14 protein-coding genes, 1 tRNA gene and 2 pseudogenes are annotated in these 15,272 nt (G+C 63.5%); 10 read left to right on the top strand and 7 right to left on the bottom strand.

The annotated features are described in order from the left end of the window. Nucleotide 1: 1 nt before the first annotated feature. The gene (gene lptG / locus WKW80_RS15050; RefSeq protein ID WP_340364369.1) at nt 2-1,114 is read right to left on the bottom strand and encodes an LPS export ABC transporter permease LptG; all 1,113 of its coding nucleotides are present in this window, start codon (nt 1,112-1,114) and stop codon (nt 2-4) included. Next, nucleotides 1,111-2,214: an LPS export ABC transporter permease LptF gene (lptF, locus tag WKW80_RS15045; protein WP_340364368.1), complete on the bottom strand. Its 1,104-nt coding sequence runs from the start codon at nt 2,212-2,214 to the stop codon at nt 1,111-1,113. The genes lptG and lptF overlap by 4 nt, the downstream gene beginning before the upstream one ends. Nucleotides 2,215-2,234: 20 nt before the next feature. Between lptF and WKW80_RS15040 the strand changes: the two genes are divergently transcribed. From WKW80_RS15040 to WKW80_RS15020, 5 genes are all read left to right on the top strand, one after another. Then, on the top strand, nt 2,235-3,728 hold the full coding sequence (locus tag WKW80_RS15040) for a leucyl aminopeptidase (RefSeq protein ID WP_340364367.1): 1,494 nt from the start codon (nt 2,235-2,237) through the stop codon (nt 3,726-3,728). A 13-nt stretch (nt 3,729-3,741) separates the two neighbouring features. Further along, complete coding sequence (locus WKW80_RS15035) at nt 3,742-4,179, top strand: DNA polymerase III subunit chi (protein ID WP_340364366.1); 438 nt, start codon at nt 3,742-3,744, stop codon at nt 4,177-4,179. Further along, nucleotides 4,179-4,631 (top strand): hypothetical protein, encoded by a 453-nt coding sequence (locus WKW80_RS15030; protein ID WP_340364365.1) that lies wholly within the window; start codon nt 4,179-4,181, stop codon nt 4,629-4,631. Before WKW80_RS15035 ends, WKW80_RS15030 begins: the two co-directional genes overlap by 1 nt. A 142-nt stretch (nt 4,632-4,773) precedes the next feature. Beyond that, the gene (locus WKW80_RS15025) at nt 4,774-5,982 is read left to right on the top strand and encodes a branched-chain amino acid ABC transporter substrate-binding protein (RefSeq protein ID WP_340364364.1); all 1,209 of its coding nucleotides are present in this window, start codon (nt 4,774-4,776) and stop codon (nt 5,980-5,982) included. A 381-nt stretch (nt 5,983-6,363) separates the two neighbouring features. Beyond that, nucleotides 6,364-6,513, top strand: a complete 150-nt coding sequence (locus tag WKW80_RS15020) for an HHHH-motif protein (RefSeq protein WP_340364363.1) — start codon at nt 6,364-6,366, stop codon at nt 6,511-6,513. A 245-nt stretch (nt 6,514-6,758) separates the two neighbouring features. On the opposite strand, the gene WKW80_RS15015 is transcribed toward WKW80_RS15020, so the two are convergent. The 3 genes from WKW80_RS15015 to WKW80_RS15005 form a co-directional block, all read right to left on the bottom strand. After that, nucleotides 6,759-6,849: transfer RNA gene (locus tag WKW80_RS15015), tRNA-Ser, on the bottom strand. A gap of 13 nt (nt 6,850-6,862) precedes the next feature. Beyond that, nucleotides 6,863-7,789: an SPFH domain-containing protein gene (locus WKW80_RS15010; RefSeq protein ID WP_340364362.1), complete on the bottom strand. Its 927-nt coding sequence runs from the start codon at nt 7,787-7,789 to the stop codon at nt 6,863-6,865. 32 nt (nt 7,790-7,821) lie between these two features. Continuing rightward, complete coding sequence (locus tag WKW80_RS15005) at nt 7,822-8,247, bottom strand: NfeD family protein (RefSeq protein ID WP_340364361.1); 426 nt, start codon at nt 8,245-8,247, stop codon at nt 7,822-7,824. Between the two features lie 108 nt (nt 8,248-8,355). On the opposite strand from WKW80_RS15005, the gene WKW80_RS15000 reads away from it, so the two are divergent. Continuing rightward, nucleotides 8,356-10,650, top strand: a complete 2,295-nt coding sequence (locus WKW80_RS15000) for an Orn/Lys/Arg family decarboxylase (RefSeq protein WP_340364360.1) — start codon at nt 8,356-8,358, stop codon at nt 10,648-10,650. On the opposite strand, the gene WKW80_RS14995 is transcribed toward WKW80_RS15000, so the two are convergent. After that, on the bottom strand, nt 10,623-11,198 hold the full coding sequence (locus tag WKW80_RS14995) for a phosphonate degradation HD-domain oxygenase (protein ID WP_340364359.1): 576 nt from the start codon (nt 11,196-11,198) through the stop codon (nt 10,623-10,625). The genes WKW80_RS15000 and WKW80_RS14995 overlap by 28 nt on opposite strands. Nucleotides 11,199-11,206: 8 nt before the next feature. On the opposite strand from WKW80_RS14995, the pseudogene WKW80_RS14990 reads away from it, so the two are divergent. Together WKW80_RS14990 and phnX are read left to right on the top strand one after the other, a co-directional pair. Then, nucleotides 11,207-11,812, top strand: a pseudogene (locus WKW80_RS14990) (FAD-dependent oxidoreductase); the annotation flags it as partial. A 28-nt stretch (nt 11,813-11,840) separates the two neighbouring features. Next, nucleotides 11,841-12,658: pseudogene (gene phnX, locus WKW80_RS14985) on the top strand (phosphonoacetaldehyde hydrolase). On the opposite strand, the gene WKW80_RS14980 reads toward phnX, so the two are convergent. Then, nucleotides 12,655-13,239: a TetR/AcrR family transcriptional regulator gene (locus WKW80_RS14980; protein WP_340364358.1), complete on the bottom strand. Its 585-nt coding sequence runs from the start codon at nt 13,237-13,239 to the stop codon at nt 12,655-12,657. The pseudogene phnX and the gene WKW80_RS14980 overlap by 4 nt on opposite strands. A gap of 269 nt (nt 13,240-13,508) precedes the next feature. Between WKW80_RS14980 and WKW80_RS14975 the strand changes: the two genes are divergently transcribed. Beyond that, nucleotides 13,509-14,585: a 2,5-dihydroxypyridine 5,6-dioxygenase NicX family protein gene (locus WKW80_RS14975; protein ID WP_340364357.1), complete on the top strand. Its 1,077-nt coding sequence runs from the start codon at nt 13,509-13,511 to the stop codon at nt 14,583-14,585. Between the two features lie 15 nt (nt 14,586-14,600). Then, nucleotides 14,601-15,266 (top strand): SRPBCC family protein, encoded by a 666-nt coding sequence (locus tag WKW80_RS14970; protein WP_340364356.1) that lies wholly within the window; start codon nt 14,601-14,603, stop codon nt 15,264-15,266. The last annotated feature ends 6 nt before the right edge of the window (nt 15,267-15,272 follow it).

Raw genomic sequence — 15,272 nt, 5'->3', positions numbered from 1 at the left:
TTCAGTGCCTCAGCACCAGCCAGCCAAAGGCGCCCAGCGACATCACCGAATAGATCATGCCAGGCGCCGCCGCGGTGAACCATGGCGACCAGGTCCGCAGGTTGCCGATGTAGCCGAACACGTTGTTCAGCAGGAAGAAGCTGATGCCGATGAGCACGCCGCCAAAGACGTAGGCGGCAATGCCGGACTGGCGAAAGTGCAAGTAGGCAAACGGCAATGCCAATACCACCATCACCAGGCAAGACAGCGGATAGAAGACCTTGCGCCAGAAGTCGATCTCGTAACGCTGCGCCTTCTGGCCGTTGGCATTCAGGTGCCGGATGTATTCGAACAGGTCGATGGTCGCCATGCGGTCGGGCTTGAGCAGTGCCACCGACACCATTTCATGCGTCAGCGTGCTGGGCCAGAGCAGGGTGTCGTCGAGCGTGGTGCGCACTTGCGACTTGCCGTTCGGGCCGTTCGTGTCGTAGTACTGGCGCTCCGCGCGCTTGAGCATCCATGACCCGTCCGGCTCGATGCGTGCGGAATCTGCCGCGGTTTGGGAGACCAGGAATCCCTTGGCGTCGAACTCGAAAATTCGCGGGCCCAGCAGCGAGCCATCGCGTCCCATCGACAAGACATTGACCGCAAAGGACTTGTCGTTCTGCTTTTCGCGCAGCCAGGCACCCGTGAGGCCGCTCGTCGCGTATACGCCCTGATATCGCGCCTTGACCAGCGTGGCGGTGCGATCGCCGAAGGGTGCGACATAGTCGCCCACCGCAAAGGTCAGGACCACGAAGCCGAGTCCGAGGACCAGCAGCGTGCGAAGTGCCCGCCAAGGCCCGAGCCCGCTGGTGCGCAATATGGTGTATTCGGAGCTTTGCGCGAGCCGTGCCATCACGACGATGGTGCCGATGAGCACTGCAATGGGCAGCAACTCGTACAAATGGCTCGGCACCAGCAGCGAGACGTAGAGGATGGCCTGCGGCAGCCCATAGCCGAGCACGTTCGATTTGGTGACGGTCTGCAACTCGTCGACGAAATCGAAAAAGAAGAACAGGCAGAGAAAGCCCAGTGCAACGAAGGCGACGGACTTCAACACCTCGCCATAGATGAGTCGGCGGATGGTTTTCACGCGGTGGACGACGCCTTGGAGGAGCGGCGGCGCCAGCCGAAGCTCCAGTTGTTGTGACGCTTTGCCAGCCATGCGACGGCAATGGCGAACACGCCGCCATGCAAGGTCAACAGGAACGGACCGGCGCCGAAGCGGCCTGAGCCGATCCAGCCCTGGCCGAGGTTCAGCAGGTTGTAGTAGATGACGAAAGCGAACAGCGCAAACAACAGGTTGCCACTGCGTCCGACCCGCGGATTCACACTGGCCACTGCCAGCGCCAGCAACACGAAGTTGCATGCGGCCAGCAACATGCCGAGGCGCCATGACAACTCGGCGCGATTGATGCGCGTGGCGTTGGCCAGCAACGCGACCGTGGTTTGGGCGCGGGGTGCCAGGTCATCGGGCGAGGTTGCCGCATCGGAGCCGACCTTCGCGCCATAGGTCTGGAACTCGCTGATCTTCAAGCCCGACTTGTCGAAGGGGCGTTCGAGACGCTGGCCGTTGCTCAGCATGAGGAAACGCGTGTTGTCGACCGTCTCGATCCGGCCGTTGCGCGCCGAGGTGATCAACTGCCGATTGCGCTCGATCGACGAGATGAACACGTTCGACGCGACCGTGCCGTTGGCCGTGTCCTTGTCGATGAAGAATACCCGGTTGCGTCCGGACGATTCCTGGAATTCACCGGGTGCGATGCGATCGATATCGCCGCGGCGCTCATATTGGTCGCGCATGCCCTGGGTCTGGGAGTTGGCCCACGGCCAGGCGACGAATGCGAGCATGGCAATCAACACCAGGATCGGCCAGGCGAAGCGCAGGATCGGCCACGCGAAGTTGGCCAGGCCACGACCGCTCGAAAACCAGATGATCATTTCGCTGTCGCCGTACATGCGCGACAGCGTGCCGACGATCGAGATGAACAGGCTCAGGCTGAGGATGGTCGGCAGGTAGCCGAGTACCGTATAGGTCATCACGAGGAACACTTCCGCCGGATCGACGCTGCCCTTGGACGCAAGGCCCAGGGTGCGGATCAGCATCATCGTCATCACGATGGTGACAAGGACCACCAGGGTGGCCCCGAAGCTGCGTGACAGCTCCTTGCGTAGGGAGGAATGGAATAACATCGTCAAGGAAAAGAAGGATTATGGACTTTCAACTCAAGACCCTCTCTCTTGCGCAAGCGGCAACCGAAAAGGCCGATGCGCTGATCGTGCTTTCGGCTTCATCCGACGACGGGGCCACCAGCCCCATTGCAACACTGCTCGCACAGGCGCGCGAAACCGATGACTTGCCCGCCAAGGCCGGCAAGCTGCTGCAACTCTACCGTCCGGCGGGCGTCGCGGCGTCGCGCGTGGTGCTGGTTTCGGTGGGCGACGGATCGCCGGCATCGGTGCGTACCGCCGTCAGTGCCGGCGTGCAGGCGGTCAAGCCCGGCAACCCCAAGCGCGTGGTGATCGTGTTCGCGCAGTCCGTCGATGCCTCAGCGCTCCGGCAGGCGATGTTCGCTGCCGCCGATGCCACGTATGTCTACACAACGACCAAGCCCAAGGCCGAGGCGCGAACCGTGCGGCAACTGGTGCTGGGCGTGCCCGAAGCGGCAACGCTGGATGCGGCCTTCCGCGAATCCTCGGCCACCGTGGCGGGTATCGAATTCGCCAAGGAGTGGGGCAACCGTCCGGCCAACCATTGCACGCCTACGCTGCTCGCCGAGGCCGCGAACGCACTGACCGAGTTGCCGCGCATCAGGTGCGAGGTGCTTGGTCCCAAGGAGGTTGCCAAGCTCGGCATGGACTCGTTTGCCGCGGTGGCGCAGGGTTCCGCCGAGCCGCTTCGATTCATCGTGTTGCGTTACCAGGGCGCCGGCAAGGACGACGCGCCCGTGGTCCTGGTCGGCAAGGGCATCACTTTCGACACCGGCGGCGTTTCGCTCAAGCCGGCTGCCGAAATGGACGAAATGAAGTTCGACATGTGCGGCGCGGCCAGCGTGCTCGGCGTGTTCCGCGCGCTGGCCGAATGCAAGCCGGCCATCAACGTGGTAGGCCTGATCCCGTCGTGCGAGAACATGAACGACGGTGCGGCCCTGAAGCCCGGCGACGTCGTGACCAGCATGAGCGGCCAGACCATCGAGGTGCTCAACACCGACGCAGAAGGCCGTCTCATCCTGTGCGACGCGCTGAGCTACGCGAAGCGCTTCGAACCCGCTGTCGTCATCGACATTGCCACGCTGACCGGCGCCTGCGTGGTCGCGCTCGGCGGCGTGCGCAGCGGCTTGTTCTCCACCGACGACACCTTGGCCGCGGCGCTCGAGACTGCCGGCGAGCAATCGCAGGATCGCTGCTGGCGCCTGCCGCTCGACGAGGACTATGCAGAAGGCCTGAAGAGCAACTTCGCCGACGTGGCCAACATCGCAGGACGGGCCGGGGGCGCCATCACTGCGGCCAAGTTCCTGCAGCGATTCGCGGGCGATTTCCCGTGGGCGCACCTGGACATCGCAGGCACGGCGTGGAAGAGCGGGGCGGCCAAGGGCTCGACCGGTCGCCCGGTCGGCCTGCTGATGGCCTACCTCATGAACCGGGCCGCGCCGGCAGGCGTGGCACCTGCCGCGCCCGCCGCACCACGCAAGCGCAAGGTCAGGTAAGCAGGCTGCGCACGTGACCGAGATCGACTTTCACTTCAATGCCGCCGACAAGGTGAGCCATGCATGCAGGCTGCTGCGCAAGGCGGTCGTTGCAGGCGGCGCGAGGGTTGTGCTCGTGGCCGATGCCGACACGCTCGATGCGGTCGATGCGGCGCTGTGGCAGTTCTCCGCGGTCGACTTCATCGGTCACTGCCGCAGCGACAGCGAGGCGCACATCCTGGCGCGGTCGGCCGTCGTCCTTGCCGCTCCGGGTGCGAGCGCCTTGCCGCACCAGCAAGTCATGGTGAACCTTGGCGATGCGGTGCCGTCCGGCTTTGAGCGCTTCGAGCGCCTGATCGAAGTGGTGACTGGCGACGAGGCCGATCGCGTCATGAGCCGGGCACGCTGGCGCCACTACGCGGAGCGGGGCTACGCGCTCAAGCGCCACGATCTCGCGGGAGGTGCCGCCTGATGGCAGGCAATTCGAGAACACCGCCGCGCTTCGTGCCTACGCTGACGACCGTTGTCGAGCCATCGCCGCTGCTTCCACCCGCGCAGGTCGTTGCGCCCGTTGCCAAACCGGAAGTGACGACGGCAGCGGAGCCGGCCCCCGTCACCGAATCGCAACTTGCGTTCCGTAGCCCGGCGGAAGAACGCGCTGCGCTGATGCCCACCGCCATGGTCTCGGAGGACGAAGCCTTCCGGTTCGAGGAGGGGCTGTTGCACCGCGTTTTGCAGCGCATCGACCTCTCTTTGGAGGCGCGCCTGACCGACGCTGTGTCGGCGGCCGTGCAACAGCAACTGGACGCGATGCTGCCCCGATTGCGGGCAGAAATCGAAAGCGTTTTGCGTGAGTTGGTCGTCGAAGCTTTGGCCCGGGAACTTGCGGAAAACACAGGGTCTACTACAGGTCTGTCCTGTTAACCATTCAGATACACTCCGCGCCGGGTCGAAGGCGCGAGGGCGCCGCGAAGCGGGTAAGGCGCGGAATTTGCTCTGTGGCAAGCCCGATTCGATCGACCGGTTTTTTCATGTTTTCTTACTCATCCATGTTCTGGAGGTTCCCATGCAATTGAAATGGACTGCGGTCGCCCTGGCTGCTCTCACGCTAGTGGCTTGCGGCAAGAAGGAAGAAGCTGCCGCCCCCGCAGCGACTCCGGCGGCGACCACTGCTGCACCCGCTCCCGCTGCACCTCCTGCTGATGCGCTGGTCGTCAAGATCGGTCACGTCGGCCCCACCAGTGGCGCGATCGCCCACCTGGGCAAGGACAACGAGCTTGGCGCGAAGATGGCCATCGAGGACCTGAACGCCAAGGGCATCAAGATCGGTGACAAGGTTGCCAAGTTCGAACTGCTGGCCGAAGACGACGCCGGCGATCCGAAGCAAGGCACCGCAGTGGCCCAGAAGCTGGTCGACAGCAAGGTCAACGGTATCGTCGGTCACTTGAACTCGGGCACCACGATCCCTGCCTCGAAGCTGTACAGCGACGCTGGCATCCCGCAAATCTCGCCGTCGGCAACCAACCCGAAGTACACGCGCCAAGGCTTCAAGACCACGTTCCGCGTGGTGGCTGACGACACGCAACTCGGCGGGACGCTCGGCAAGTACGCGGTCGAAACGCTGAAGGGCAAGAACATCGCCGTGATCGACGACCGTACCGCCTACGGCCAGGGTGTTGCCGAAGAGTTCGAAAAGGCTGCCAAGGCCGCCGGCGGCACGATCGTGGGCCATGAGTTCACCACCGACAAGTCGACCGACTTCAACGCCATCCTGACCAAGCTGAAGGGCGCCAAGCCCGACGTCCTGTTCTTCGGCGGCATGGACGCCGTCGGCGGCCCGATGCTCAAGCAGGTCAAGCAACTCGGCATGACCGTCAAGTTCATGGGCGGCGACGGCCTGTGCACGGGCGAACTGGCCAAGCTGGCTGGCGATGCCATCGGCGAAGACATGGTCGTGTGCGCTGAAGCCGGCGGTGTGGACGGCGATTTCAAGACCAAGTTGGACGCATGGAAGGCCAAGTTCAAGGAAAAGAACGGCGTCGAAGTGCAGATCTATGCACCGTACGTCTATGACGCCGTGCAAGTGCTGGCTGCCGCCATGGAAAAGGCAAAGTCTTCGGACCCAGCCGTCTACCTCCCTGAGGTCAGCAAGACCCACTACGACGGCCTGACTGGCCCGATCGCTTTCGACGAAAAGGGCGACATCAAGAACGGTGCGCTGACGCTGTACACCTACAAGGGTGGCGCGCGTACGCAAATCGCCGTGGTGCGCTGATCGAACTGCTCGTCAGAACGTTAAAAAAGGGGCCTCCGGGCCCCTTTTTTACATTTGGAACTTGCAAATTCACATTTTTGGGCTCATTGTGAGCACGGCTAGTGGTTTCTCCATGGGTCTCCTAACCACAGATCCTTAGGCCCGCTTGAGTGCGGGCCTCTTTTTTGCCCGCGTGAAGTTGGGCAATCTTGTTCTTCCCAAGCCCGCGCTTCGCCCCTCAGTCCTTTGCCCACGCTGTACGCGCGCCGTGGGCTCTGCGAAGACGGTATCTGTATCAAGGTGCAGCCAATCTGTATGACCGGGTCTGCGTGACTTGACGAAGCCGAGGAGGTCAAAGTCATTGTCATCCGGCTCGACCAAGGCATGCGGTAAAGTGCCCGCGTGAAAAACCTCAAGAACCTGATTCTTTCAAGTGTCGTCGCTTTCGTGGGGCTTGCCGTCTTGGCGCCTTCAGACGCATCGGCTGCTTCCAAAAAATGCCACTGGGACAAGAAGACCGGCCGCATGATCTGCAAGCGCCCCTCCAGCTGATTCCTGGTTGCCCTCGGGCTTGGTAGCAAGCACACATCCCGGGACTTCGATAGCACGTTTCGGTTCGCGCTTCGGAATGCGACTTCAAGGAGCCCGATGTGCTTGTTCACCGCAACGTCCGCATGAAACGCCACGACCGCTGCATCTGAGCGCATTGGCGGGACGCGAGTCCGCAACCAATGTGTGGAACTTTTGTTGGGACAAAAAGCAAAACGGGCCGCGAGGGCCCGTATTTACTTGTGTTGTGGCGGAGCAGGCGGGATTCGAACCCGCGGAGGGCTATTAACCCTCACACGCTTTCCAGGCGTGCGACTTAAACCACTCATCCACCGCTCCGAAGCCCATGATTCTAACCCGCTGAAGTCGAGGTTTTTCCGGCTTGCACCATTCGCATCGCGGAAGCGATCAAGGCGGCCGTCTCGGTCATGTTGCTGGGCACGATGAGCGTGGTCTTGGAATCCGCGGCGACTTTGCCGTAGGCGTCCACGGCGCGTTCGGCCACCTTGAGTTGCACTGCTTGCTCGCCACCCGGCTGGCGGATGGCAGCGGCCACGAGCGAGATGGCGCCGGCGGTCGCCTCGGCCACCGCCGTGATGGCAGCCGCCTCGCCCTGGGCGTTGTTGATCTGCGCCTGCTTCTCGCCCTCGGAGCGGGCAATGAAGGCCTCGCGCTCGCCGGTGGCGATGTTGATCTGTTCCTGGCGGCGGCCCTCCGACGCGGCGATCAGCGCGCGCTTTTCGCGCTCGGCCGTGATCTGGCGCTGCATCGCCTGCAGGATTTCCTTGGGCGGCGTCAGGTCCTTGATCTCGTAGCGCAGCACCTTCACGCCCCAGTTCAGCGCCGCCTCGTCGATGGCGGCCACCACCTGTGCATTGATGATGTCGCGTTCCTCGAAGGTCTTGTCGAGTTCCAGCTTGCCGATCACGCTGCGCAGCGACGTTTGCGCAAGCTGCGTCACTGCCACGATGTAGTTGGACGAGCCGTAGCTCGCGCGCATCGGGTCGGTCACCTGGAAGTAGAGGATGCCGTCGACCTGCAGTTGCGTGTTGTCGCGCGTGATGCAGATCTGGCTGGGCACGTCGAGCGGAATCTCCTTCAGGCTGTGCTTGTAGGCCACCCGGTCTATGAAGGGGATCAGGAAGTTCGGTCCCGGCGTCATCGTGCCGTTGTACTTGCCCAGCCGCTCGCGCACCCAGGCGTTTTGCTGTGGCACGAACTTGACCGACTGGCTGATGAAGATGATGGCGATGACGAGGATGACGGCTGCGACTTCCATGTTGCGGTTTCCTTTTTGGTGTTCTCTTTGATTCAGATTCTGTCGACGACGAGTCGGCTGCCGATCACCTCGGCCACACGATGCGGACCGGCGGTGGGGATCACGCCAGGACGATGAATGACCGTCCATTGGGCGCCCCGATAGCGCACGCTGGCCGTGCCGTCGGGGTTCCAGGCATCGACCTGCACGCTTTCGCCCACGTCGAGGTTGACGTCGGGGTTGGATTGCGTCGGCAGCTCGGGCGGGCGGCGCTTGCGAATGACATACCAAACCAGCACCGCACCCACGCCGATAACGGCGGCCACGACCAGCTGAGTCGTAAAACCCGCGCCAAGATGTGCCGAAACTGCCGCCGCTGCAAAGCCCGCGCCGAGCAGCAGCAGGTACACCGTGCCGGACATCAGTTCCACCACGATGGCGGCCCCCGCGATCAACCACCAGACGGTGGAATGCTCCATGAAAAAACTCCTGCTTGTGACTTCGGCTGCATTCTCTGACATACGGTCAGACAGCTGCCATCCGAATTCCTTACACTTCGCGCCTCTTTTCCCCATCCGGGCACGCCCATGAAATTCCGCTTTCCCATCGTCATCATCGACGAGGACTTCCGCGCCGAGAACACCTCGGGGCTTGGCATCCGCGCGCTCGCACAGGCCATCGAAAGCGAGGGCTTCGAAGTGCTGGGCGTGACCAGCTACGGCGACCTGAGCCAGTTCGCCCAGCAACAGAGCCGCGCCAGCGCGTTCATCCTGTCGATCGACGACGAAGAGTTCACACCAGGTCCGGACCTCGACCCCGCCGTGCTCAACCTGCGCAGCTTCATCGAGCAGGTGCGCCGCAAGAACGCCGAGGTGCCGATCTACATCTATGGCGAGACCAGAACCTCGCGCCACCTGCCTAACGACATCCTGCGCGAGCTGCATGGCTTCATCCACATGTTCGAGGACACGCCGGAGTTCGTGGCGCGCCACATCATCCGCGAGGCCAAGAGCTATCTCGAGGGCGTGCAGCCGCCATTCTTCAAGGCGCTGATCGACTATGCGGAAGACGGCTCGTATTCCTGGCACTGCCCCGGCCACTCGGGCGGCGTGGCCTTCCTGAAAAGCCCGGTCGGCCAGATGTTCCACCAGTTCTTCGGCGAGAACATGCTGCGCGCCGACGTCTGCAACGCGGTGGAAGAACTCGGCCAATTGCTCGACCACACCGGCCCGGTCGCGGCCAGCGAGCGCAACGCGGCGCGCATCTTCAATGCCGACCATTGTTTCTTCGTGACCAACGGCACCAGCACCAGCAACAAGATGGTGTGGCATCACACGGTCGCTCCGGACGACGTGGTGGTGGTGGACCGCAACTGCCACAAGTCGATCCTGCACGCGATCATCATGACGGGTGCGATTCCCGTCTTCATGAAGCCCACGCGCAACCACTTCGGCATCATCGGCCCGATCCCCAAGAGCGAGTTCGAGCAGAGCGCGATCAAGGCCAAGATCAAGGCCAACCCGTTGCTCGCGGGTATCGACGCCGACAAGGTCAAGCCGCGCGTGATGACGCTCACGCAGTCGACGTACGACGGCGTGATCTACAACACCGAGACCATCAAGACCATGCTCGACGGCTACGTCGACACGCTGCACTTCGACGAGGCCTGGCTACCGCACGCGGCCTTCCACCCGTTCTATGGCGCCTACCACGCGATGGGCAAGCGCCGGGTGCGGCCGAAGGAGTCGCTGGTGTTTGCCACGCAATCCACGCACAAGCTGCTGGCCGGCATCAGCCAGGCCAGCCACGTGCTGGTGCAGGACTCGCAGAACCGTGCGCTCGACCGCGACCTGTTCAACGAGGCCTACCTGATGCACTCGTCGACCAGCCCGCAGTACGCGATCATCGCGAGCTGCGACGTGGCCGCCGCCATGATGGAGCCGCCCGGCGGCACCGCACTCGTGGAAGAGTCGATCCTCGAAGCGCTCGATTTCCGCCGTGCCATGCGCAAGGTCGAGGAAGAGTTCGGCAAGGACGAATGGTGGTTCAAGGTCTGGGGCCCCGAGAAGCTCGTCGACGAAGGTATCGGCCGCGCCGAGGACTGGGTGATGAAGGGCGAGGGCAGCAGCGACAAGAAGACCAAGAGCACCGCCCGCAACTGGCACGGCTTCGGCAAGCTGGCCGATGGCTTCAACATGCTCGACCCGATCAAGTCGACCATCGTCACGCCGGGCCTCGACCTGCAAGGCAAGTTCGCCGAGACCGGCATTCCGGCCAGCGTGGTGACCAAGTTCCTGGCGGAGCATGGCGTGATCGTGGAGAAGACCGGGCTCTACAGCTTCTTCATCATGTTCACCATCGGCATCACCAAGGGCCGCTGGAACACGCTGTTGACGGCACTGCAGCAGTTCAAGGACGACTATGCGCGCAACCAGCCGATGTGGCGCATCCTGCCGGAGTTCTGCGCACAGCATCCGGGTTACGAGCGCCTCGGGCTGCGCGACCTGTGCCTGCATATCCACCGGCTGTATGCGCGCTACGACGTGGCGAGGCTGACTACCGAGATGTACCTGAGCGACCTGACGCCGGCGATGAAGCCCAGCGACGCCTACGCGCACATCGCGCACCGCAAGACCGAGCGCGTCGAGATCGACCATCTCGAAGGCCGCATCACCACGAGCCTGATCACGCCTTACCCGCCGGGCATTCCGTTGCTGATACCGGGCGAAGTGTTCAACAAGAAGATCGTCGACTACCTGAAGTTCGCGCGCGAGTTCAATACCGAATGCCCCGGCTTCGAGACCGACATCCACGGGCTGGTTGCCAGGGTCGACGAGACGGGCAGGAAGCGGTATTACGCGGACTGCGTGCGCAGCGCATAGTCGACCCGCATGCAGCGCTGCGCGCGCTGCAGGTAGTGTGCGAGCGGTGGGGTGGCGAGGTCCGGTGATTTGGCCTTGTCGTCCCACAGGCGAACCTGTACGGCCTCGCTTGCGTGTGCCAGCGCGATGAAGTCGCTGGCCTGTTCGGGGGAGAAGATGCCGCCCTGCAGTTCGAGGCTGCGTTGGGAGTCGGCGGACAGGGCTTGCCAATACGCGGGCCGCGTCGCGCACAGGTAGCGCTTGGCGTCGACGTGCCACTGGATGGCGCCGAGCACGCGCTCGCTGAAGACGCCGCGCAGGAAGGGCAGGGCGAAATACGGGTGCAGGTCGTCGAGGCCGCGCAGCGTTGGCGATTCGCCCTGGTCGTTGAGGAGGTGGCCGAGGTCGTGCAGCAAGGCCGCGGTGACCAGTTGATCGTCGGCATCCGCCTGTTCCGCCAGCCAGGCGGTTTGCAAGGCATGGGCGAGCTGCGTGACCGGTTCGCCGCTGTACTGCGCGGCGCCGTGGCGGGCAAACAGCGTTTCGATGTCCGCCAATGACAACGCCATCGCTCAGGCTTCCACTCGCGACGCCGCGTGTGCGCACATCCCGCGGCGTGCTGCATGCGACGCGCGTCGCGGTCTGCACCAACACCGACCTGAACGGCCTGTTTGCCGAGCGCCTGACGCCGCATCGGCTGCGCCTGTGCCAGTTGCACATGCTGCGGGTGCAACCGGAGCCAGGCTTCAAGCTGCCTGGCTCGGTGATGAGCGACCTGAGCCTGGTGCGCTACCACGGCTACAGCAAGTTGCCGGCCGCCGCGCCGCTGCTGGAACAGATCCGGCGCGAGGCGGTCGAGTCGCTGGCCAACGGCATCCACCTGATCGTGGTGCAAAGCGCGGACGGCTCGCTGGTGGTCGGCGACTCCCATCATTACGCCGCCACACCGGAGCCCTTTGCCGACCAGCGTGTGGACGAGTTGATCATCGGACACATGCACGAAACATTGCGCCTAAAGCAGGCCAGGGTCACTGAACGCTGGGTCGGCACCTATCCCTCGTCGGACACCGCCGATTGCCTCATCGACAAGCCCGACGACGCCACGCGCGTGGTCATCGTCACCAGTGGCACCGGCGCGAGCACGGCCTTCGGCATTGCCGAAGATGTGTTCGCGGGCTGGTAGCCATTCCCTTCCAGGAAAGCCAGTAGACATGCCATCCATCCAATCCACCGCACTCAGTGCCGTCGTCTTCGACTGGGCCGGGACCATCATCGACTTCGGCTCGTGCGCGCCGATGGGCGCCTTCGTGCGTTTGTTCGAGAAGTTCGGCATTGAGCTGACGATCGCTGAAGCACGCGGCCCGATGGGCATGGCGAAGTGGGACCACATCAAGGCGGTCGGCACGTTGCCTCGCATCGCTGCGCAATGGGAGAGGGTGCACGGCAAGGCTTTTGCCGATGCGGATGTGGACCATCTCTACGACATCTTCACGCCGATGAGCGCCGCGGCGGCCGCCGAGTACGCGGACTTCATTCCAGGCGCGGTCGATACGGTGAATGCGGTCCGCGCGCGGGGCCTGAAAATGGGTTCGACCACGGATGCAACCGCGAAATCATGGCCACGGTCACGCCGATCGCGGCGGCGGGTGGCTATGCGCCCGACAACATGGTGTGCGCAGGCGACCTGGCTGCCGGCCGGCCGTCGCCGCTGGGGATGTACCGCACCTTCGCCGACATCGGCGTGTGGCCGCCGTCGAGCGTGGTGAAGGTCGACGACACCGGCGACGGCATCGAGGAAGGCGTGAACGCCGGCACCTGGACCGTGGGGCTGGCGGTCAGCGGCAACGAAATGGGTCTGTCGCTGGCGGAGTGGCGAGGGCTCGATGCGGCCCGACAAGATATGTTGCGGCAGGCCGCCACGGCAAGGCTCAGGGCCGCGGGCGCGCACTACGTCATCGATTCGGTCGCCGACCTGCTTCCGGTACTCGACGACATCGAATCGAAGTTGAAGCGGGGCCTGAAACCCTAGCGGTTGGTTGTCGGGGGTTCGGGAGCTGCGAGCAGGTCGCTTGTCACGCGTGCCATGCTGGGGTTGAAGTTCATCCCGTGCGACAAGCGCGCGTTGATTGCAAACCCGTCGAAGGCCATCAGCAGGATGCCGGCCAGCGTGTCCGCGTTTTGCTGCAGGTTGGGAAGCATGTCCGTCAGCCAGCGCGCGACGCGATCCTGGAATTGCTTGCGCAAGGAAGGGTCATAGTCGTTCTTCGACGTCGACGCGAGCGCCTGCACCAGATTGCTGGAGAAGCCGTTGTCCTCGTACGGCAAGTCGTGCCACAGGCCCAGCAACAGCTTTTCAAGCCGCTTCTGCGGAGACCTGATGCGGTGCAGGGAACGGTCGAGGCGGTCCAGCCTGACCTGAAGCCACGGGCCGTAGAGCGTGAACAGGATGTCCAGCTTCGAGTTGAAGTAGACGTAGACGTTGGCGGTGGACGTTCCGGCGGCCTTGGCAATCGCAGGGATCGACGTGTCCGCATAACCCTTGTCACGGAACAGCTCAAAAGCGGCCGCCAGGATGGCTGCCTTGACCTCGACTTTTTTTGTTTGTGCCATGTACTTCTAAGGTTGTCTTGGAGGGTCGATTGCGAGCGATCTTCAGGAACTGAAAAACAATCACCTTTCAGTTTACATCTGAATCAAATCCCTGCGTCTTCGACCGCGAAGCTGAGTGGTTTCAGGGTGGTTTCATAGGTGAATACCCTATTTTGGTTTAGACCTAAAGCATCTTTGTAAAATGAATGGTATTCTTTAATCAATCGAATGCGGCGACGGCGAAAAATGCCGCAACGCAACGTCTACCCACCTGTTGAAAAGGAGTCCTCATGCACTCGGCAATCCGTAGCCAAGAGACCAATCCGGCAAAGCTGCCCGGGCTGTTCAAGAAGCAGTTCGAGCTGTGCAAGTTGTCGCGCGGCCAGACGGTTGCCATCGTGAGCGACCTGGGGACGCGGCCCGAGTACATCCAGGGCGCGTTTGCCGCGGCCGATGAGCTGGGCATCAACATCTACGAGATGCGGGTCAACATGATCCCCGGCTGGACCAAGGTGGGCGTGCCCACCATCGGCGAGTGCAAGGGCACGCTGGAGGCGCTGATGGCCTGCGACATGGTGCTGATCTTCCACGTGCCGCTGTTCGCCAAGTGGCTCAAGCAGGTCATGAACAACGGCGTGCGCGTCCAGATGATCATCGACTGCCCGGACGACCTGGAGCAACTGCAATCGCCCCCGGGCCTGAAAGAAGCCGTGCTGCATGCGCACGCCCTTTACGAGAAGACCCGGCAGGTGCGTGTCACCAGCGAGGCCGGCACCGACCTCACCTACGAGTGCGGCGAGTACCCGGTGATGAGCCAGTACGGCATGGCCGACGAGCCGGGCCGCTTCGACCACTGGGGCGTCGGCTTGCTGCACACCTTTCCCAACGAGGGCAGTGCGCGCGGCCGTGTAGTGGTGCAGCCCGGCGACATCGTGGTGCTGCCTTACTGCCGCTACGTGCAGGATCGGATCGATCTCGAGATCGAAGGCGGCCACATCACCAGCATCAAGGGCGGGCTGGATGCCATGCTGATGCGTGACTGGCTCAGCGAAGGCAAGACCGGACCCGACGATCGCGACCCCTTTGCCATTTCCCACCTGGGCTGGGGCCTGAACCCGCAATGCAGGTGGGACTCCATTGCACTGTTCGGCGACGCACCCGAGCACAATCGCGCAGCGGTGCGGAGTTTTCCAGGCAACTTCCTTTTCTCCACCGGACCCAACAGCCAGGGCGGAGGCAAGCGCGTGACCCGTGGTCACTACGACCTCCCCATGCGCGACTGCACGATTGCCCTGGACGGAAACGTTGTGGTGAAGGACGGTCGCCCTGTCGATCCCAAGATGATCGTTGCCCGCATTCCACGCTGAAGACCGTACAAGACCATGCTGATCGAAGGCCAGTTCCCCGTCGCCGCGGCGCCCGATGCGCTGATGGTCCATCTGCTCGACGCCAGCCTGATGGCGTCATGCCTGCCCGGCTGCGAGGCGCTCGAACGACTGGATGATGACCGCTACCGCGCCGTCGTCGTGATTGCAATGGCGGGCATCCGCGCGCAGTTCGAATTGCAGGTCGAGATCACGCGCCGGGACGAGAACAACATCTGGTCGGTGACCCGGGGCGAGGAGGGTGGCCGCGCCAGCTCGCTGCAGGCCGACAGCGTGGTGACGCTGACGCCGGGCCCTGAAGGTTCGGTGGTGTGCTACCGCTCCGAAGTGAACCTGACCGGGCGCCTGGGGCGGTTTGCGCTGGGCATGATGAAGAAGAAGGCGCAGAGCATGGGCGACGAGTTCGCGGCGAATCTGCGCAAGCGGCTGGAGTCGCTGCAGCCCGCGGCCGCTGCGCCGGCAGCCGTGACTGCAGGCTCGGGCGCATCCGTGGATTCGGTCCCAGCCTCGCCTGCAATCGAGCCCGCAGTTGCACCCATGGCCGCCCCAGCAGTTGCTCCCGCGCAGGTAGCCGCGATGCCATCGGTCGCGGCCGCCGCCCAACGGCCCTGGTGGCGCCGCCTGCTGGACTGGCTGCTGGGCCGCAGCCCGGCCGCTTCCTGAGCCTGC

It is taken from the genome of Variovorax humicola (assembly GCF_037889915.1).
In the GTDB taxonomy this organism is placed as follows: Bacteria; Pseudomonadota; Gammaproteobacteria; order Burkholderiales; family Burkholderiaceae_C; genus Variovorax; species Variovorax humicola.
Note: the sequence above shows the minus strand (reverse complement) of the source record. Positions and strands in the feature narration are given on the sequence as shown.

What these genes read in the sequence shown, in the direction of transcription:
- WKW80_RS15030 (WP_340364365.1), top strand. Translation starts at nt 4,179, where the DNA reads ATGGCAGGCAATTCGAGAACACCGCCGCGCTTCGTGCCTACGCTGACG.
- WKW80_RS15005 (WP_340364361.1), bottom strand. Translation starts at nt 8,247, where the DNA reads ATGGAGCATTCCACCGTCTGGTGGTTGATCGCGGGGGCCGCCATCGTG.
- WKW80_RS14995 (WP_340364359.1), bottom strand. Translation starts at nt 11,198, where the DNA reads ATGGCGTTGTCATTGGCGGACATCGAAACGCTGTTTGCCCGCCACGGC.
- WKW80_RS15010 (WP_340364362.1), bottom strand. Translation starts at nt 7,789, where the DNA reads ATGGAAGTCGCAGCCGTCATCCTCGTCATCGCCATCATCTTCATCAGC.
- WKW80_RS14975 (WP_340364357.1), top strand. Translation starts at nt 13,509, where the DNA reads ATGCACTCGGCAATCCGTAGCCAAGAGACCAATCCGGCAAAGCTGCCC.
- lptF (WP_340364368.1), bottom strand. Translation starts at nt 2,214, where the DNA reads ATGTTATTCCATTCCTCCCTACGCAAGGAGCTGTCACGCAGCTTCGGG.
- WKW80_RS14970 (WP_340364356.1), top strand. Translation starts at nt 14,601, where the DNA reads ATGCTGATCGAAGGCCAGTTCCCCGTCGCCGCGGCGCCCGATGCGCTG.
- WKW80_RS15000 (WP_340364360.1), top strand. Translation starts at nt 8,356, where the DNA reads ATGAAATTCCGCTTTCCCATCGTCATCATCGACGAGGACTTCCGCGCC.
- WKW80_RS15040 (WP_340364367.1), top strand. Translation starts at nt 2,235, where the DNA reads ATGGACTTTCAACTCAAGACCCTCTCTCTTGCGCAAGCGGCAACCGAA.
- WKW80_RS15025 (WP_340364364.1), top strand. Translation starts at nt 4,774, where the DNA reads ATGCAATTGAAATGGACTGCGGTCGCCCTGGCTGCTCTCACGCTAGTG.
- WKW80_RS14980 (WP_340364358.1), bottom strand. Translation starts at nt 13,239, where the DNA reads ATGGCACAAACAAAAAAAGTCGAGGTCAAGGCAGCCATCCTGGCGGCC.